At 65.3% G+C, this 17603-nt stretch carries 18 protein-coding genes; 12 read left to right on the plus strand and 6 right to left on the minus strand.

The window, feature by feature from the left end; all coding sequences use genetic code 11:
- The first annotated feature begins 52 nt into the window (after positions 1-52).
- A complete protein-coding gene (locus HB634_RS05395) occupies positions 53-1069 on the plus strand; it encodes a lytic transglycosylase domain-containing protein (RefSeq protein WP_345777468.1) in 1017 nt (338 codons plus the stop codon).
- Between the two features lie 151 nt (positions 1070-1220).
- Here HB634_RS05395 and HB634_RS05400 read toward each other — a convergent pair whose 3' ends face one another.
- Entirely contained in the window at positions 1221-2408 is a 1188-nt protein-coding gene (locus tag HB634_RS05400) for a trypsin-like peptidase domain-containing protein (protein ID WP_213947848.1), read from the minus strand.
- 196 nt (positions 2409-2604) lie between these two features.
- Between HB634_RS05400 and petA the strand changes: the two genes are divergently transcribed.
- From petA to HB634_RS05425, 5 genes are all read left to right on the plus strand, one after another.
- Positions 2605-3204 carry a ubiquinol-cytochrome c reductase iron-sulfur subunit gene (gene petA, locus HB634_RS05405; RefSeq protein WP_063573455.1) on the plus strand — a complete coding sequence of 200 codons (600 nt, stop codon included), beginning with the start codon at positions 2605-2607 and terminating at the stop codon, positions 3202-3204.
- Positions 3204-4493 (plus strand): cytochrome bc complex cytochrome b subunit, encoded by a 1290-nt coding sequence (locus HB634_RS05410; protein ID WP_213947849.1) that lies wholly within the window; start codon positions 3204-3206, stop codon positions 4491-4493. The genes petA and HB634_RS05410 overlap by 1 nt, the downstream gene beginning before the upstream one ends.
- Positions 4486-5241, plus strand: coding sequence for a cytochrome c1 (locus tag HB634_RS05415; RefSeq protein WP_213947850.1), 756 nt, complete (start codon positions 4486-4488; stop codon positions 5239-5241). The genes HB634_RS05410 and HB634_RS05415 overlap by 8 nt, the downstream gene beginning before the upstream one ends.
- Positions 5242-5309: 68 nt before the next feature.
- Positions 5310-5954 (plus strand): glutathione S-transferase N-terminal domain-containing protein, encoded by a 645-nt coding sequence (locus HB634_RS05420; protein WP_213947851.1) that lies wholly within the window; start codon positions 5310-5312, stop codon positions 5952-5954.
- Positions 5955-6010: 56 nt separating this feature from the next.
- A complete protein-coding gene (locus tag HB634_RS05425; RefSeq protein WP_082879116.1) occupies positions 6011-6442 on the plus strand; it encodes a ClpXP protease specificity-enhancing factor in 432 nt (143 codons plus the stop codon).
- Positions 6443-6626: 184 nt separating this feature from the next.
- On the opposite strand, the gene HB634_RS05430 is transcribed toward HB634_RS05425, so the two are convergent.
- The 4 genes from HB634_RS05430 to HB634_RS05445 form a co-directional block, all read right to left on the minus strand.
- Positions 6627-7022: a DUF3301 domain-containing protein gene (locus HB634_RS05430; protein WP_213947852.1), complete on the minus strand. Its 396-nt coding sequence runs from the start codon at positions 7020-7022 to the stop codon at positions 6627-6629.
- Between the two features lie 110 nt (positions 7023-7132).
- Positions 7133-8014 carry a carboxylating nicotinate-nucleotide diphosphorylase gene (gene nadC / locus HB634_RS05435; protein ID WP_213947853.1) on the minus strand — a complete coding sequence of 294 codons (882 nt, stop codon included), beginning with the start codon at positions 8012-8014 and terminating at the stop codon, positions 7133-7135.
- A gap of 62 nt (positions 8015-8076) precedes the next feature.
- On the minus strand, positions 8077-10365 hold the full coding sequence (locus tag HB634_RS05440; RefSeq protein WP_063572380.1) for a DUF1631 domain-containing protein: 2289 nt from the start codon (positions 10363-10365) through the stop codon (positions 8077-8079).
- A gap of 78 nt (positions 10366-10443) precedes the next feature.
- Positions 10444-10734 carry a Trm112 family protein gene (locus tag HB634_RS05445; protein WP_063572379.1) on the minus strand — a complete coding sequence of 97 codons (291 nt, stop codon included), beginning with the start codon at positions 10732-10734 and terminating at the stop codon, positions 10444-10446.
- A 76-nt stretch (positions 10735-10810) separates the two neighbouring features.
- Here HB634_RS05445 and purE point away from each other — a divergent pair, with 76 nt between their 5' ends.
- Both purE and HB634_RS05455 read left to right on the plus strand, forming a co-directional pair.
- Positions 10811-11326: a 5-(carboxyamino)imidazole ribonucleotide mutase gene (gene purE / locus HB634_RS05450; RefSeq protein WP_213947854.1), complete on the plus strand. Its 516-nt coding sequence runs from the start codon at positions 10811-10813 to the stop codon at positions 11324-11326.
- Positions 11323-12477 carry a 5-(carboxyamino)imidazole ribonucleotide synthase gene (locus HB634_RS05455; protein ID WP_345777469.1) on the plus strand — a complete coding sequence of 385 codons (1155 nt, stop codon included), beginning with the start codon at positions 11323-11325 and terminating at the stop codon, positions 12475-12477. The genes purE and HB634_RS05455 overlap by 4 nt, the downstream gene beginning before the upstream one ends.
- Positions 12478-13073: 596 nt before the next feature.
- Here HB634_RS05455 and HB634_RS05460 read toward each other — a convergent pair.
- Positions 13074-13652, minus strand: a complete 579-nt coding sequence (locus HB634_RS05460) for a Fe-Mn family superoxide dismutase (RefSeq protein ID WP_213947855.1) — start codon at positions 13650-13652, stop codon at positions 13074-13076.
- A gap of 109 nt (positions 13653-13761) precedes the next feature.
- Here HB634_RS05460 and grxD point away from each other — a divergent pair, with 109 nt between their 5' ends.
- The 4 genes from grxD to HB634_RS05480 all read left to right on the plus strand — a co-directional run bounded on the left by grxD (position 13762) and on the right by HB634_RS05480 (position 17408).
- Positions 13762-14085, plus strand: coding sequence for a Grx4 family monothiol glutaredoxin (gene grxD, locus HB634_RS05465; RefSeq protein ID WP_213947856.1), 324 nt, complete (start codon positions 13762-13764; stop codon positions 14083-14085).
- Positions 14082-14855: an SDR family NAD(P)-dependent oxidoreductase gene (locus HB634_RS05470; protein ID WP_213947857.1), complete on the plus strand. Its 774-nt coding sequence runs from the start codon at positions 14082-14084 to the stop codon at positions 14853-14855. Before grxD ends, HB634_RS05470 begins: the two co-directional genes overlap by 4 nt.
- 59 nt (positions 14856-14914) lie before the next feature.
- A complete protein-coding gene (locus tag HB634_RS05475; RefSeq protein ID WP_063571492.1) occupies positions 14915-15511 on the plus strand; it encodes a YhgN family NAAT transporter in 597 nt (198 codons plus the stop codon).
- Between the two features lie 187 nt (positions 15512-15698).
- Positions 15699-17408, plus strand: a complete 1710-nt coding sequence (locus HB634_RS05480) for a lysophospholipid acyltransferase family protein (RefSeq protein ID WP_063571486.1) — start codon at positions 15699-15701, stop codon at positions 17406-17408.
- Positions 17409-17603 lie beyond the last annotated feature (195 nt).

The following is a 17603-nucleotide window of genomic DNA, read 5'->3' on the forward strand; positions in this document are numbered from 1 at the left end:
CCGCCGTTTTCTGCTCCCCCGAATGGCCCTGCGAAGGGCCGCGGGCGCCTGCGTGCTGCTTCTGGGCCTGCTGGCGGGGCCGGCGTCGGCGGCTGCCCTATATAGATGTGTCGGCAGCACGGGCGAGACCGTGTTCTCGGGTAGCACCTCCGGCTACAAGGACTGCAAGCGGCTGGCCAATATGGCCCCGGCACGTCCAGCCCGGCCGGTCGCTCCGCCTGCTCCCACGAGTGCCGTCTTTCAGGCCGTCGAGGCCGCGCCCTCGTTGAAGGGCGTGATCGGCAGCGTCGTCCTGGCCCCGGGGCGGAATGACGACCGCGTATCCGCTGGCCTCGCCGCGGTCGCGGCATCACCCGCGATCAAGGCGCCGAAGGGGACGTGGGATTACCACGAGTCCGCCTCGACCGACCTGGCGTCGATGCCCGCCCCGGAGCAGCCCAGGGGTTCGCGCGTGCTCCGTGGTGCTGTCTACCGGATCACCCGCGCGGACGGCGGCGTCGAGTACACCAATATTCCCCAGGGGGGCGGTGGTGCGAAGGGGCAGAGCATCAAGATGCTCTTCACCTATATCGCCACCTGCGCCGCCTGCGACGTGCATTCGAAGATCGACTGGAACAGCGTGGGGCTCAACATCGTTGCGTATGGCGATGCCATCTCGTCGGCCAGTCACGAGTTCGGTGTGGACGAAGCGCTGTTGCGAGCGATCATCCACGCGGAAAGCGCGTTCAACCCGCGTGCGTTGTCAGTCGCGGGCGCGCAGGGCCTGATGCAGCTGATTCCCTCCACGGCGCGCGACATGGGCGTGCTGGACGCTTTCGATGCGAACCAGAATATTCGTGGTGGCGCGCGGTATCTCGCGCTGCTGCTGCGGAACTTCAACGGCAACGAACGCCTCGCGGCGGCCGCGTATAACGCGGGCCCCGGTGCCGTGCAGAAGTACAACGGCGTGCCGCCGTATGACGAAACGCAGGTGTATGTCGAGCGCGTCGGGGTGCTTCGCAAGCGCTATGGCGAGTCGCTAAAGCAGCGCCCCAGCACCAACGTCCCGTTGGCTTCCCGCCGCACCTGACGGCCCCATACCCCCGCTCGGTAGGAGCCGATTCATCGGCGATTCCTGACGTAGTCGCGACCTGCCATCGCCGATGAATCGGCTCCTACCAAGCGTGGGTGTCGCCAGGCAGGATGTATCGCCAGGCAGGGGGATCGCCGATGAATCGGTCTTACCGGGCGGCGCCTTGCAGGGCCTGCATGGGTGCCGTGGGCGGCCGCTGGGTGGGGGTGATCGTGCTGGCGAACGGTGCGCCGTTGCGAAGACCGGAAATCGCGATCGCCACGCCGGGCTTGAACGCGGCTTCATGGCGGCGCAGGTCGGAGGCGTCGAGGATGTCTTCGCCGCCGATCTTCAGGATCACATCGCGCTGCTGGATGCCCGCCATGGCCGCGGGGCCGCCGGGAGAGACATCATTCACCACGACGCCGCGAGCCGCGGAGGGCAGGCCGCTGTCGGCAGAGATCGGGACGGCGCCGTAGTCCGCGCCGATCCAGCCGCGCACGACATGGCCGGTCTGCACGATCTGGTCGAGGACCTCACGCGCACTGGACACGGGAATGGCGAAGCCGATGCCTTCGGCGCCCACGGCCTGGCCGATCAGCGAGGTGTTGATGCCCACCAGGTCGCCATGGGCGTTGACCAGGGCGCCGCCGGAGTTGCCGAAATTGATCGCCGCGTCCGTCTGGATGAAGTTCTCCAGGCTGGACAGGTTGAGCTGGCGCCCGATGGCGCTGACGATGCCCATGGTCACGGTTTGACCAATGCCGAAGGGATTGCCGATGGCGAGCACCACATCACCCACGCGCGGACGGCGATCCGGATCGGTCATGTGGATGGCGGGCAGGTTGCCGGCGTCCACCTTGAGCACGGCGAGGTCGGTCTCGTCGTCGGAGCCGACCACGCGGGCCTTGGCCACGCGCCCGTCGTAGAGCAACAGCTGGATGTCGTCGGCGTTGGCAATGACGTGGTTGTTGGTCAATACGTAACCATCGTCGCTGACGATCACCCCCGAGCCCAGGTTCTGCTGGCGCCGTGTACGCGCCGGCCCCGTGGGCACGCTGAAAATGCGCTGCAGCACGGGGTCGGAGTAAAGCTGGCGCGGCTGCTCGGTGACCATCTTGTTGGCGTAGATGTTGACCACGGAGGGCGCTGCCTTGGCCACGGCGTCCGCATACGAGGCCGGCCCGGAGGCGGGTGAATCGCCTGTGGTCGTCGCCGTGATGCCGGTGGGAGCGGTGAAGCGCTGGCGGAGAAAGGCGCCGCTACCGGGCCAGAACAGGCCGATGATGAAGGCCACGGCAAGGCCGAGCACGACGAAGCGGGCAATGAAGGCGAGCGTGCGGGCGGCGTGTTTCATCTAAGAACTGAGGGATCCTGTCGTCGTCGCATCGCCGTGCCCATGGCACCCCTTGCCCCTTATGGGATAGGGTGGCGTCCAGTTTATTGTACGTCGCTAGTGCTGACGTTACACTGACGCGATTTGCGGAAGCCGATTTCCGAACGAACCGGCGATAGGGGTCCGCAACCTCAATGGCAAAGTTCCGGAGAGCCTGATGGCGAACGAAGTCGTCGATCACGGGCGCCGTCGCTTCCTTACCGTTACGACAGCAGTCGTAGGTGGTGTGGGAGTGGTCGCGGCGGTCGTGCCCTTCATTAAGTCGTGGGAACCAAGTGCAAGGGCTAAGGCGGCAGGTGCGCCTGTCACGGTCGATATCAGCGCCATCGATGCGGGCCAGAAGGTCACTTTCGCATGGCGTAGCCTTCCCGTTTTCGTGGTCAACCGCACCAAGGACCAGCTGGCCCAGCTGAAGGGCCTCGAGCCTCGCTTGCTGGATCCCCAGTCGTCCAACACGGAACAGCAGCCCAAGTACGCGACGAACGAAACCCGTTCCATCAAGCCTGAGTGGCTGGTCGTCATTGGCCTGTGCACCCATCTGGGCTGCGTTCCCGATTTCGTCCCGGACATCAAGCCCGAGCCGTTCGACGCGAACTGGAAGGGCGGCTTCTACTGCCCCTGCCATAAGTCGCGCTACGACCTCTCAGGCCGCGTGTTCAGTGGCGTGCCCGCACCGAAGAACCTCCCCGTGCCGCCGTACCACTTCGTGGACGACACGCACATCCAGATCGGTGTCGATCCGAAGGAGGCCGGCTGATGGCTAACCTATTTGACTGGGTCAACGAACGTGCGCCGAACCTGGCGCCCACGTTCCGCAAGCACATGACCGAGTACTACGCGCCGAAGAACTTCAATCTTTGGTACTACTTCGGCTCGCTGGCGATCCTGGTGCTGGTCAACCAGATCGTGACCGGCATCTTCCTCACCATGAACTACAAGACGAGTGCGCTGGAAGCGTTCAACTCGGTCGAGTACATCATGCGTGACGTGGAGTGGGGCTGGCTGATCCGCTACATGCACTCCACGGGTGCCTCGCTGTTCTTCGTGGTCGTGTTCCTGCACATGTTCCGCGGGATCATGTACGGCTCGTTCAAGCGTCCGCGCGAGCTGGTGTGGATCCTCGGCATGCTGATCTTCCTGGTCCTCATGGCCGAAGCCTTCATGGGCTACGTGTTGCCGTGGGGCAACATGTCCTTCTGGGGCGCGAAGGTCATCATTTCGCTGTTCGGCACCATTCCCTACATCGGCCCCGGCCTGGTGGAGTGGATCATGGGCGACTTCCTGCCCGCCGACGCCACGCTCAACCGCTTCTTCGCGCTGCACGTGATCGCGCTGCCGCTGGTTCTCCTGCTGCTGGTGGTGCTGCATCTGGCCGCGCTGCATGAAGTGGGTTCGAACAACCCGGACGGCGTGGACGTGAAGCATGGTCCGAAGGGCAATCGCTGGGATGCCAGCAAGCCCATCGACGCCATTCCGTTCCACCCGTACTACACGGTGAAGGATCTGGTCGGCGTGGGCTTCTTCCTGCTGATCGCGGCGTTCATCATCTTCTTCGCGCCCACGTTCGGCGGCTGGTTCCTCGAGCACGACAACTTCACCCCGGCCAACAACCTGGTGACGCCGACGCACATCAAGCCGTCGTGGTACTTCACGCCGTTCTACGCGATCCTGCGCATGATCCCGTCGTTCTTCGGCACGGCCATCTGGGGCGTGATCGGCATGTTCGGCTCGATCCTGATGCTGGCCTTGCTGCCATGGCTGGATCGTGGCGAAGTCCGCTCGGTACGCTTCCGTGGCATGGGTTACCGCATCGCGCTCGCCGTGCTGGTGATTTCGTTCCTGTCCCTGGGTGCGGTCGGCGCCGGCGTCACTGCCGAGCTGATTCCCGAGTGGTTCCCGGGCGCTGACGCGACCACGTTGGAGAACGCCTTCGGCCGCGTCATGACGGTGGCCTACTTCGGGTTCTTCATCTTCATCTGGGTGTACACGCACTTTGGCCTCGAGAAGACCAAGCCGGTTCCGGAACGGGTGACGACGCATGATTAAGCGCTATCTATCCGCCATGGCCCTGGCGCTGGGCCTCTTCGTCGTCACCGTTCCCGCCTTCGCACAGGAAGGCGGTGAGGGTCTGCCCTCGGCCGGGACGAACGTGAACGACCGTGCGTCGCTGCAGCGTGGCGCCAAACTGTTCTTCAACTACTGCGTCGGCTGCCACTCGCTGAAGTACGTGCGTTACTCGCGCGTGGCCAGCGACCTCGGCCTGAGCGAAGACGAGGTGATGTCCAACCTCAACTTCACCGGCGCGAAGTTCGGTGAACCGGTGATCTCGCACATGCCGGCCGATTCGGCGAAGACCTGGTTCGGCAAGGAGCCGCCGGATCTCTCGCTCGAAGCGCGCGCCAAGGGCGTGGACTTCATCTTCAATTACCTGAACTCGTTCTACCTCGACCCGAGCCGTCCGGTCGGCTGGAACAACACGGTCTTCCCGAACGCCTCCATGCCGAACCCGTTGTGGGAACTGCAGGGCTTGCAGGTGGCCGTCCATTCCGAAGCCACGCCAGGTCACGATTCGGTGGTGGAGAAGCTCGAACTCTCCCAGCCGGGCCGCATGACACCGGAGGAGTTCAAGGGCGCGACGCGCGATCTCGCTACCTTCCTCGAGTACACGGCCGAACCGGCCGTCCTCCAACGCCAGTCGGTCGGCGTGTGGGTGGTCCTGTTCCTCGCCTTGCTCACCTTCCTGCTGTACCTGGTGAAGCATGAGTACTGGAAGGACGTTCACGAGAACCACTGAATGATGTCCCTCGGGGCGGCCTGACCGGTCGCCCCGTTTTATTTGCGGCAGGGAGAGGGCTCGCACGCATGGTCCAGAATGCTCGTTCGCGAACGGCTTTGACGCTGTACACCAGCGCCGACGATATCCACTGCCACCGTACCCGGCTGGTGCTGGCGGCCAAGGGCGTGGCATACGACCGGATCATCCTGAAGGCCGACGAGCCTACCCCCGACCTGCTGGAGCTGAATCCCTACGGCACTCTGCCGACCCTGGTCGACCGTGACCTGACCGTCTACGACCCGATGATCGTCGTCGAGTATCTTGACGAGCGATATCCGCATCCTCCCCTCATGCCGATCGACCCGCTGTCCCGGGCCCGCCTGCGCCTGGCGACCTGGCGTATCGAGAACGACTGGCTGCCCGAGATCGAGACGATCGGCGAGGGTGGCAAGGCTGCCGAAGGCGGTCGCCGCCGGTTGCGCGAGCACCTGCTCCTGTCGGTGCCGCTGTTCCGGGCCTCGCGATTCTTCCTGAACCCGGAAATGAGCCTGATCGACTGTCTGGTCGCCCCGGTTGTCTGGCGCCTGCCGCATCTGGGCGTGGACCTGGGCAAGGAGGGCAAGCCGATCGTCGACTACGGCGAGCGCCTGTTCCACAGCCAGGGCTTTGCCCGCAGTCTCACGCCGGAAGAGCGCAACATGCGTCCGGACTTCAATTTCGCGCCCGGTTAGCCTCGTTACCGCGTATCCCGTAAACTGTGCACATGGATACGAACGAAACCTCGGGCATGACCTCCAATCGGCCCTATCTGCTGCGCGCCATCTACGACTGGATCAGCGACAACGGCTTGACCCCGTACGTACTCGTGGACGCGGCGCAGCCGGGCGTGAAGGTGCCGGCGCACGTCGTGAAGAACGGCCAGGTCGTTCTCAATCTCGCCATGCGTGCCGTCGCGCACCTCGACCTCGGTAACGACCGCATCGCCTTCCAGGCGCGCTTCTCGGGCGTGAGCCAGTCCATCGTCATCCCGATGCAGGCCGTGCTGGCGCTTTACGCGCAGGAGAACGGGCAGGGCATGATGTTCCCGGCCGACGAAAACGAAACCCTGCCTACCGACGGCATCGAAGCCGCCGACGAGGCCGAGGCACCGGCACCGTCCGCTGGTGGCGATGACGACCGGCCCAAGCGGGGCGCTCCGCACCTTCGCGTCGTCAAATAAACGAAACCCGCCGAAAGGCGGATTTTTCGTTATGGCTGTTTGGCGTTTTGGCGTTTTGGCGTTCTGGCGTTCTGGCTTTTGTAGGAGCCGATTCATCGGCGATCCTAACGTGTCGTAAACCCCATCGCCGATAAATCGGCTCCTACCAAGCGGTTGTCGCCAGTTTCCTGTTGTCGCCAGTTTTCTAATGAAGCCGCCGCCGGTCGGCCAGCGAAATCACATTCGCTCCATGCACGATCGAATCCGTCGCCACGACAGTCTCCAGGGCCGGCGATCCGCTCATCGGCAGCGAAAAGCTCACCACGTCGTGTCCGGCCATCCACAAGCGCGCCATTTCGCGTGACTGGCCGTCTTCGCTGACTTCGAACACGTAGCAGCGCTCCAGGCGGCGTACACCGTCGACGCCCTGCAGGCGGATCGAGCGAAGCCCGACACTCTGATCCAGCAGCTGGAGGCCATGGCGCTTGCACAGCGAGGCCGCGGCGCGCACGGCGACCTCGCGGGCGCGAGTGAGCCGGTACCAGCTGGCAATGCCAGCCGCCAGGGCCATGAGCCAGAACAGATCGGTGAAGGAAGCCATGGTGTCAGTGTGTGGCCGCTGCGGCGCGACCACAAGCCCCTATAAGGGCATCGCCGATGAATCGGCTCCCACAAGAAGCCGGAATGTGGGACCCGCTTCAGCGGCGATTCCTACAAACCCCCGTGCTTCACATCCAACCGAAGGGACAGATCAATCGCCCTCACGTTCTTGGTCAACGCCCCGCTCGAGATGAAATCCACCCCGGTCTCCGCAATCGCCCGGATCGTATCGATCTCGACGTTGCCCGAAACCTCGAGCGGCATACGTCCCGCGGTGAACGTCACGGCCTCGGTAAGCATCGCCGGGGTGAAGTTATCGAGCAGGGCGCGATCGGCGCCGGCATCGAGCGCCTGGGCCAGTTCGTCCAGCGTTTCCACTTCGACGATGAGCGGCAGTGCCGGGTGGATGCGGCGGGCGGCCTCGACCGCGGCCGGAATGCCACCCGCGGCGATGATGTGGTTTTCCTTCAGCATCATCGCGTCGAACAGGCCGATGCGGTGATTGGTGCCGCCGCCGCAGAGCACGGCGTACTTCTGCGCGCGACGCAGGCCGGGCAGGGTCTTGCGCGTATCCAGTACGCGCGTGCGCGTACCCGCGATGGCATCGGCATAGCGCGAGGTCACCGTCGCCGTGGCCGAGAGTAATTGCAGGAAGTTGAGCGCCGAGCGCTCGGCTGTCACCAGTGCGCGCGCCTTGCCGGCAAGTCGGCAGATGATCGAACCGGCGGGAACGCGGTCGCCGTCGTGCACCAGCCATTCGATGCGCACGTCCGGGTCGAGCTGGCGAAAGCAGGCCTCGAACCAGGCGGCGCCGCAGAGCACGGCTTCTTCGCGGCAGGTGAGCACGGCGGTCGCAGTGGCGCTGGCGTCGAGCAGATCGGCAGTGGCGTCACCAGGGCCGATGTCTTCGGCGAAGGCGCGCTGCACGTCCGCAAGGATCTCGCTGGCTGGCGGCAGGGCGTCGGCCAGGTGTTTCGGGTCGGGAGAGCTCATCGTGTCGTGCTGTCCGTGGAGGAAGGCCGCTACCTTAGCGCGGCCTTCCTTCGCTGGGGAGATCACGCCGCCGGTGTGGTCGCCTCGGGCTGACGCAGGCGCTCGACGATGGCATCCATGGCGCGGTCGAACAGGAGCGAGGAGTCGAGCAGGCGCGCCGTGCCGTTGGCGAAGGCCTGGGCGAGACCGGCAAGACTGTGGTCGGCAACCTTGAGGCCGCGACGATTGACGAACAGGAAGCGCCCGCTGATCGGACTGACCCAGGACAGCTTGGCGCGATCCGTCGTGCCGTCTTCAGCCGTGAACTCGAGCCACTGGCCCACCTTGAGGTCGCGTGCCTGGGCGAGGTTTCGCTCGTCGAAGGCTTCGTCCATCAGGGCTTCGTTTTCGTCGTCCGGCTCCGGCTCGAGCATCGGCTCCTCGATAGCCTGGATGGATTCCGGCAGCGGCATGACGCTGGAGACCAGGGTGCCCGACTCCGTTTCCGGCGTGGACTCGCCGAGCTGCTGACGATAGAAGGCATGCAACTGGCCGAGCAGCTGTTCGGTGTCGCCTTCCTGGAACGCCACCGAGGCAAGGCCGCGACGCAGCGAACGTTCGATACCGGGTAACAGCGAGCGCAGGTCGCGACGACCGTTGAGGTCGTACACCGGCCGCGCGCTGGCGATGAAGTCGTCGATGAAACGCAGCGACTCGCGGAACTCGGGGGACTCGTCACCCTGGCGAAGCAGGGTGAGCACGATGTAGTTCGCCCAGGCGCGCGTGAGCACACCGTAGATGAGTGGCGGCAACGCGGCCCCGCCGATACGGGTGACGATTTCCGACGCCGCGCGGCGACGCGCCTGTTCCAGCTTCTCGCGGCCGCGGGTGGACTCGGCGACGCGCTGTTCGGCCAGCTCGGCGCGCTTGCGGCTGACGTCGAGGAATTCCTGCAGTTCGCTAGCCAGGCGCGTGAAGATCACCACGTCGTCGTCGAAGTCATGGAGCAGGCGCTCCACGATCGACTTGACCTTCTCGAACAGACGGCCATCGCGATCGGCATCGGCTGACCAGCCCTTGGCAGCGTCGGCGAGGGCGTCGAGCAGCTGGCGCGCAGGGTGCGACTTGTGCGCGAACATGCGGCGGTCGAGCAGGGCCACCTTGAGGTACGGAATCTGCAGGCGTGCAAGCAGCACCTGCATTTCGGCCGGAAGGTTGTGATCTTCGAGGATGAACTCGAAGAGCATGCCGACCAGGTCGATGGTGTCTTCATCCACGCCGGACACGTGCGAGGTCTGCTGGCCACGGAGCTGGCCGATCTGTGCGAGCAGCTGCTCCTTCAGGTGAGCGACGTCGCGCGTGACGTCGGCCTGGGTGGCAAGCGGCGTCGCCTGCGAGGGCAGGCTGGCGATCTGGCTTTGCAGCAGGGTCAACGCGCCGAGCAATTCGGCGGCGCTGGGCAGCGGGCCGGTCTGCATGGGCGGCGAGGTAGCCGCGCCCATGACGACGGAGGCGCTGTCGCGCCGTGCCGAAAAGAGGGCGTGCAGCGACTGCATGAACTCGGCAGCGGCGACATCCGTTACCGGCGCGCTGCCGGCCGCCTGGGGCGGAGCGACAGCTGTGGTCGCGGGGCCGACGGGCGCCGGCGCATCGCTGCGACGGGTGGAGATTTCGTGGCGCAACTGCGGAAGCACGCCCGCCGCGGCCAGTTCGTTGTTGATGTCGTCGTACAGCTCGTCGATGCCCGCGAGCACGTAGCGGTCGAACAACTTGTAGATGATGAGCTTGACGCGGACCTCGACCATCAGCTCGCGCATGGCCTGGCGGAACGCGGCAGCCAGGGCGGCGGGGCCGACCGGGTTGGACGCGTCGTCCATCTTGGTGCCACCGCAGATCACGGAGAGGCGCTGGTTGACGGCGAACAGGGCGCGCGCGAGGCGCTGCTCGTTCTTGCCGATCATGCTGGTGATGGCGAGCGACTCTTCCAGCTCGTTCTCGCCGACCAGGCTCAGCTCGATGTTGGCGAGCGGACGGGCGGCGCCGTCGGCATTCGGCGCACGGGTGCGGCCGGCTGAAAAATCGGCCAGGTCGCGGGCGACCTGGCCGAGGAAGGTCCGCTCGACGATCGCGCGCTTCTTGCGGACTTCGCGCATGCCGTCGAAGAACTGGGTCTGTGCCGCGTTGTTCTCGGCCTTTTCGGCGAGGTCGAACAGGGCGTCGTCGATGTTCTCGAACATGTTGGTCGCAAGCGCATGGAGGCGCTTGGTCGCGAGCCCCCGCACGGTGACCAGAAGGGCGCCCACACGCTCGCTGCGCGGGTCGAGGCGCTGGCTCAGGTCAACGACGTTGGACGGCTCACTCGCGTTGGTCATCACGCTTCTCTGGATTCTTACTGGCCCCCGCCCGAGGGGCCATTGTGCGGGAACGGATGCTTTAAAGTGTGACTCGCATCACGGATTTTGCGCGAGGCCGGATTCTGCCGTAAAGCCTTGCAACTGGGTCGTGCCGATACCCGCTTCGGGCAGCATGACGGGGATACCGTCTTCCACCCGATAGACCAGCTTGCCGTCCGTGGTGATGAGCCCTTCGGTGATCGCGTCGGTCACCTTCTCACCGGCGACGGTGTCGAGGCTGCCGGCGCGGATGGCGCCATTGAGGTTGTCGCGCTCGGTCGCGGTGAGCGGGCGCAGCGGTCGCTTGCTGACGGGGCAGCAGAGGATGTCGATAAGACGCTTGTCCATGGGAGCGGCCGCGAAGGGCCAACCTGTATGTAGATCGGGAATGCCCTTACAATAGCGACTTTTGGGTGCTCCGGCCATGACTTCCAACGAGGTGAACGAGGCGAACGCACCGCGCGTTGGCGTGGTGATGGGCTCGCGTTCGGACTGGGAAACGATGGAGCACGCCTCGACCACGCTGACCCGCATGGGCATTGTGCACGAGGTCCGCGTGGTCTCCGCTCACCGTACGCCGGACCTCCTGTTCGACTACGCCGATGCGGCCCGTGGCCGTGGCATCCAGGTCATCATCGCGGGCGCCGGTGGCGCTGCCCACCTCCCGGGCATGATCGCCGCGAAGACCGCGCTGCCGGTCTTCGGCGTGCCGGTGCAGTCCAAGGCCCTCAATGGCATGGACTCGCTGCTCTCGATTGCACAGATGCCGGCCGGCATTCCCGTGGGCACCCTGGCCATCGGCCGTGCCGGCGCGACCAATGCGGCCCTGCTCGCCGCCTCGGTGCTGGCCCTGCACGACACCGCCGTCGCCGCCGCGCTGGACGCCTTCCGCGCCGAACAGACCCGCAACGTCCTCGATCATCCGGATCCGCGCACGTGACCCGTAAGCTTCCTACGGTCGGCATCCTGGGTGGCGGCCAGCTTGCCCGCATGCTTTCCCTCGCCGCCGCGCCGCTGGGCGTGCGCACCCTCGTGGTCGACGGCTCGGCCGAGGCCTGCGCCGGCCAGGTCACCGAACTGGTCGTAGCCGACTGGAACGACGACGAGGCGCTGGAAGCGTTCGCCGCCCGCGTGGACGTGGTCACCTTCGATTTCGAGAACGTGCCCGCCGCCACGGCCGAGCGCCTGGCGGGCCTCACCCATGTGTTTCCCAATCCGGGTGCGCTGTCCGTCGCCCAGGATCGCCTCGCCGAGAAGACCTTGTTCCGGGCCTCGGGGCTGAACACCCCGGATTTCGACCCCGTGGACAGTCGCGACGACCTGGTTCGCGCCGTGGCTCGGATCGGCGCACCCGCCATTCTCAAGACCCGCCGCCTGGGTTACGACGGCAAGGGCCAGTTTCGCCTGAAGACACCGGATGACATCGATGCCGCCTGGGCTGCCCTGGGTGAGGCTGCCGCCTCGGTGGGCTTGATCCTCGAAGCCTTCGTGCCCTTCGACCGCGAGCTGTCGGTCGTGGCGGTTCGTGGTCGCGACGGGGGGTTCCGCACCTGGCCGCTGACCCGCAACTGGCATGTCGACGGTGTCCTGTCGCTCAGCCTGGCGCCGGCTCCCGGCACCTCGGATGCGCTGGAACAGGCCGCCATCGGCCATGCCCGCACGATCGCCGAGACGCTGGACTACGTGGGTGTCTTCGCCCTGGAGCTGTTCGTCTGCGGTGGCGAGCTGCTGGGTAACGAAATGGCGCCTCGCGTCCACAACTCGGGGCATTGGACCATCGAGGGCGCCCATACCAGCCAGTTCGAGAACCACGTGCGCGCCGTCCTCGGCCTGCCGCTGGGCGACACCGGCGTGCGTGGTGCCAGCGCCATGCTCAACTGGATCGGCGACATGCCCGACCCGACGCCGATCCTCTCGGTCGCTGATGGCCACTGGCATGACTACGGCAAGGAAGCGAGACCGGGCCGCAAGGTCGGTCACGCCACGCTCTGCGCTCCGGATGCCGGCAGCCTGCGGGCGAAGCTGGCCGAGGTCGGCGTCGCGCTGGGCCGCGAAGAACAGGTCGCCCCGGCCGTCGACCTCCTCGGCTAAGCACCTCGCACCTCGCGTATGGCTCGCCTTCGGCTTCGCGGGCTCGGCTTTGCCGTCGCTCTCTACACTTGGGCGTCTCGCGGGGAGACCTTGGTGCCCACTCTCGCGGCTCAGAAGGAGAGCCGTTGGCGTGGGTGTGGCCGCCCAAGCGGACCGTTACGGCCGTCGTGCTGGTACGGCCATTCCGGCTCGCCGAGCGCCTTCCTCGCGGCTGCTCCGCCTCGCGCGGACGATCGCGACCGGCGCGTGGGGGTTGCCGCTTGACGATGGCGACGAGCCGGCAGCCGAAGCGGCGTTGCTTCGTCGGCTCGGCCCGCACGAACCTCAAGGATGGGAAGAGCCTTCGGTGCCCACCCTCGAGGCGAGTTCCGCACAAGTGGAGCGGCCGTAGGCCAAATAAGTACACGGCCGCGCAGCGGCCTTTCCGGTACGAAACGCGGAGGACGTGTCTGAGCAGCGAGGGTGGGCACCGAAGGCTCTGCGCCGCATCCCTCCACGCAAATGGCGGTGCAATGGCTCCACGGGGGAATCGACGAAGAACCAATAAAAAGGCCGGGTCTCGCGACCCGGCCTTTTTGCGTTCTACAGCGGGAAAATCAGGCGAGATTCTTCGCCGCGAAGTCCCAGTTGACCAGGTTCCAGAACGCTTCCAGGTACTTCGGACGGGCGTTGCGGTAGTCGATGTAGTAGGCGTGCTCCCACACGTCCGCCGTGAACAGCGGCTTATCGCTGCCGGTGATCGGCGTGGCGGCGTTGGAGGTGTTGACGATGGCCAGGGAGCCGTCCGGACGCTGCACCAGCCAGGTCCAGCCCGAGCCGAAGTTGCCGGCGGCGCTCTTGGCAAACTCTTCCTTGAACTTGTCCACGCCGCCAAAGGCCTTGGTCAGGGCGTCGGCAAGCTTGGCCGGCGGCTCGGCGCCGCCGGGGGCGCGCATCGAGTTCCAGTAGAAGGTGTGGTTCCAGACCTGGGCGGCGTTGTTGAAGATGCCGCCCGAGGAGGACTTCACGATCTCGACCAGATCCTTGCCCTCGAACTCCGTACCCTTGATCAGGTTATTGAGATTCGTGACGTAGGTCTGGTGGTGCTTACCGTAATGAAACTCGAGGGTTTCAGCGGAGATGTGCGGCTCCAGGGCGTTCTTCTCGTAGGGAAGCGGGGGAAGTTCGATCGCCATGTGCGGGACTCCTTAGCGTTGGCTGGGGGAAAGAAAGACGAAGCAGGGCGCCAGGCGCGGCACTGCTACACTACGCAACTATCAGCATTCTAATGATGAAACCCGACCTATGGACGTCGTAGACGAGATCAAGGCCACCGTAGCGGCGCACCCCATCGTGCTTTTCATGAAAGGCACGCCGGAGTTCCCTACCTGTGGGTTCTCCGATCGCGCCGTCAAGGCGCTGGAAGCCGCTGGGGCGAACTTCTTCTCGGTCAACGTCCTGGCGGATCCGCGCGTGCGCGCGGGCCTGCCGCATTATTCGAACTGGCCGACGTTTCCCCAATTGTTCCTGTTAGGTGAATTCATCGGCGGATGCGACATCGTCGAGGATCTCCACGCCGCGGGTGAACTCAAGCGCATGGCGGTGGAAGTCGCCGGGGCCGAATCGTGAGCGCATGGTCGTCCGTGGGGCTGCCCGATGACTGGGCGCCGGCCGGAGGCTCGCTCGCTGGCCGCGTCATCGTCGTCACCGGCGCCACGGGTGGACTCGGTAGCGAAACTGCGAAGGCCGTTGTCCGCGCCGGTGCGACCGTGGTGATCACGGGACGCAAGGTGCGTGCACTGGAGAAGCTCTACGACGAGCTGGTCGCGCTCGGCGGTGCCGAACCGGTCATTCATCCGCTGGACCTCGAAAGCGCAACGCCGAGTGACTACGCGGCGCTCGCGGAAGGCCTCGAAAAGGAATTCGGCCGGCTTGATGGCGTGGTCCACGCCGCCGCGCATTTCAACGAACTCACGCCCATCGCCATGCACAAGCCGGACGACTGGCTGCGCGCGATGCAGGTGAATGTCTCCGCGCCTTTTGCGCTTACCCAGGCGTGCATGCCGCTGCTTACGCAGGCTGACGACAGCGCCGTCGTCTTCGTTTTCGACGACGCCGAACTCGTGTCGCGCGCGCACTGGGGTGGTTACGGCGTGTCCAAGGCGGCCGTGGAACGCATGGCCGCCGTGCTCCACGCTGAAAACGGCAAGGGCAGCATGCGCGTGCATGCCTTGCTCCCCGCACCGATGCGCACGGCCCTGCGTCGCGCTGCGTATTACGGTGAAAACACCCTCGAACGACCGCTGCCGACGGCCTCAGCCGAAGCGATCGTTTATCTGCTCTCGGGTGCCGGCGCGGATGCGCGCGGTGCCGTTCTCGATATTCGCAACACACACTGACGTACCGCGCTGCCCGTCCCTAAGGGGCAGCCGTAAAGGAGTTTTAAATGGAAGCGCAGATGACGACGTTGTCCGCGGGCATCCTGCTGTTCCTGATCATGGACCCGCTGGGCAACATCCCGTTGTTCCTCGCCCTGCTCAAGGACGTGCCCCCGCAGCGCCGCCGCAAGGTGATGGTGCGCGAGCTGCTGATCGCCCTCGCCGTGCTCATCGGCTTCCTGCTCGGTGGGCAGTACATCCTCAAGGTGCTCCAGCTGCGCCAGGAGTCGGTCAGCATCGGCGGCGGCATCGTGCTGTTCCTGATCGGCATCCGCATGGTGTTCCCGCCCGTTGAGGGCGGTGTGTTCGGCAAGCAGGGAGAGGGCGAGCCCTTCATCGTGCCCATGGCCATCCCCGGCGTGGCAGGCCCGTCGGCCATGGCGGCACTGCTGCTGCTGACCAATTCCCAGCCCGGCCGCACGGCGGAGTGGGGTATCGCCCTGTTCCTGGCCTGGCTGGCCACCGCGATCATCCTGCTGAGCTCCACCTTCCTGTTCAAATGGCTGGGTGAGAGCGTTCTCACCGCGCTTGAGCGCCTGATGGGCATGCTGCTGATCGCGCTGTCGGTGCAGATGTTCCTGACCGGGTTGTCGGCCTACCTGCACATTGCCGTATGAACCTACGAGGCAGTAGGGTTGCTGTCATAATTCCCCGCGAGCATGTCCGGGGGTAGGCGCCGTCTACCTCCGGGCATGGGTCGCAGCCCCCCCAAGGGGCACTGAGGACGTTCGAAGGTATGAAAATCACGACTCCGCTCCAGTCCCGCACGGTTTGCCCCGTCCGACGTCATAGGGAGCCCAAGTCATGCTGAGCATCGATCAGACCCTGGCCGAGCGTCTGCCCTGGCTGGCCCAGCACCCTCTCATTCGTAAGCCCCTTGTTGGCATGCTGGAAAAGCTTGCCCACGAGAGCCGCTTCAACCAGACACTCGACCACGCCGGTACGGCGCTGGGCTTCGACTTCTGCGAACGCACGCTCGAGTACCTCGGGGTCAGCTGCCGCATCACCGAGCGTGAGCGCGAGAACATTCCCGTCGAGGGGCCGCTGCTCGTCGTCGCCAATCATCCACTGGGTATGGTCGACGCGATCGCCTTGCTGCAGATGATCGGCACCGTGCGTCGCGACGTGCGCATCCTGGGTAACGACGTGCTCGCGGCCGTGCCGCAACTCGGCCCCTTGCTGCTGCCCGTGGACGTGTTCGGCAAGGGCGGCGCCTCGAAGATGCGCGGCATCTTCCGCAGCATCGAAGCCGGCGAAGTGCTGGTGATCTTCCCGGCGGGCGAAGTATCCCGCATGGGCGCCAGCGGCGTGCGCGACGGCAAATGGTCGGACGGTTTCGCGCGCATCGCCATGCGCACCGGCGTGCCCGTGTTGCCCGTGCACATCGCTGCGCGCAACTCGGCCATGTTCTACGGCCTTTCCATGCTGGCCAAGCCGCTGAGCACCGCGATGCTTCCTCGCGAAGCGACCTCGGGCAAGCAGCGCGTCGGCTTCCGCATCGGGAAGTTGATCGACGCCGAGGAGATCAAGAAACTCAGCGGCGGTTCGCCTGAGCAGGCCGCCAAGCTCATGCGTCGCCACGTGTATCGCGTGGGCCGCGGCCGCGACCTGGTGTTCGGCGGACAGACGCCGCTGGCGCACCCGGAACCGATCGAGCGAGTGGTTGCCGAACTGGAGAAGGCGGAGTTTCTTGCGGACCTTCCCGATGGCAAGCGCATCCTGCTCCTGCAGGGTTCGCAGGATAGTGCCGCGCTGCGCGAGATCGGTCGCCTGCGCGAACTCACGTTCCGTCGCGTCGGCGAGGGCACGGGCAAGCGCCGCGATCTCGACGCCTACGATCCGTACTACGAGCACCTGGTGCTGTGGGATCCGAAGGCGCTGCGCATCGTCGGTTCGTATCGCTTCGGCCATGGCGGCCGGCTCATCGCGGAACGCGGTATTTCGGCGCTCTATACCTCAAGTCTTTTCGATTACTCGCCCGCACTCGAATCGCGCCTGGCGCAAGGTCTTGAGGCCGGGCGCAGCTTCGTCGCCCCGGCTTACTGGCGTTCGCGGGCGCTCGACCATCTGTGGCAGGGTATCGGCCTCTACCTGCAGCGCCACCGTGACCTTCGCTACGTGTTCGGGCCGGTGAGCATGTCGGTCAGCATGCCCCGTGAAGCCCGAGAGTGGATCACGGTGGCGCATCAGCATTTCTTTGGTGTTGAAGGACTTGCTGCCGCTCGCCAGCCCTTTGTCGTCCCCGACGCCACCAACGTCGCGATCCGCGCCGAGCTGGAAGGCCTCGACCCGGCCGCCGGCCTGGGCAAGCTCAAACACCGCCTCGACGCCCTTGGCGTCTCCCTGCCGGTGCTGTACCGCCAATACGTCGATCTGGTTGAGCCCTCGGGCGTCCAATTTCTTGCGTTTGGCGAAGATCCTGACTTCTCAGGATGCGTCGATGGCCTCGTCATGTTGGATCTGGCTTCGTTGAAACCTGCGAAGCGATCCCGCTATCTCGGTAAATCTGCTTAAATTTCAAAGAGGTGTGCCTTTCTGGCGCACCTCTAAGAAAAAGTGGTATTTATCTAGTTGGCGTGAAAATGTTACGAATGTGTCATAGAATCGCGTTAAAGTTCGTTTAACAAGAGTCGCCGCCCGGATCAGTTGCGTGACCGGGATCACACCGGCCGAGTCTTTCAAAAATTGGGGATAGCTCTACGACTGTGT

It is taken from the genome of Luteibacter sp. dw_328 (assembly GCF_018449605.1).
GTDB lineage: Bacteria > Pseudomonadota > Gammaproteobacteria > Xanthomonadales > Rhodanobacteraceae > Luteibacter.

Coding starts and splice junctions, on each gene's coding strand:
- HB634_RS05480 (WP_063571486.1), top strand. CDS start 15,699: ATGCTGAGCATCGATCAGACCCTGGCCGAGCGTCTGCCCTGGCTGGCC.
- HB634_RS05445 (WP_063572379.1), bottom strand. CDS start 10,734: ATGGACAAGCGTCTTATCGACATCCTCTGCTGCCCCGTCAGCAAGCGA.
- HB634_RS05415 (WP_213947850.1), top strand. CDS start 4,486: ATGATTAAGCGCTATCTATCCGCCATGGCCCTGGCGCTGGGCCTCTTC.
- HB634_RS05440 (WP_063572380.1), bottom strand. CDS start 10,365: ATGACCAACGCGAGTGAGCCGTCCAACGTCGTTGACCTGAGCCAGCGC.
- HB634_RS05430 (WP_213947852.1), bottom strand. CDS start 7,022: ATGGCTTCCTTCACCGATCTGTTCTGGCTCATGGCCCTGGCGGCTGGC.
- grxD (WP_213947856.1), top strand. CDS start 13,762: ATGGACGTCGTAGACGAGATCAAGGCCACCGTAGCGGCGCACCCCATC.
- HB634_RS05475 (WP_063571492.1), top strand. CDS start 14,915: ATGACGACGTTGTCCGCGGGCATCCTGCTGTTCCTGATCATGGACCCG.
- petA (WP_063573455.1), top strand. CDS start 2,605: ATGGCGAACGAAGTCGTCGATCACGGGCGCCGTCGCTTCCTTACCGTT.
- HB634_RS05410 (WP_213947849.1), top strand. CDS start 3,204: ATGGCTAACCTATTTGACTGGGTCAACGAACGTGCGCCGAACCTGGCG.
- HB634_RS05420 (WP_213947851.1), top strand. CDS start 5,310: ATGGTCCAGAATGCTCGTTCGCGAACGGCTTTGACGCTGTACACCAGC.
- purE (WP_213947854.1), top strand. CDS start 10,811: ATGACTTCCAACGAGGTGAACGAGGCGAACGCACCGCGCGTTGGCGTG.
- HB634_RS05460 (WP_213947855.1), bottom strand. CDS start 13,652: ATGGCGATCGAACTTCCCCCGCTTCCCTACGAGAAGAACGCCCTGGAG.
- HB634_RS05400 (WP_213947848.1), bottom strand. CDS start 2,408: ATGAAACACGCCGCCCGCACGCTCGCCTTCATTGCCCGCTTCGTCGTG.
- HB634_RS05425 (WP_082879116.1), top strand. CDS start 6,011: ATGACCTCCAATCGGCCCTATCTGCTGCGCGCCATCTACGACTGGATC.
- nadC (WP_213947853.1), bottom strand. CDS start 8,014: ATGAGCTCTCCCGACCCGAAACACCTGGCCGACGCCCTGCCGCCAGCC.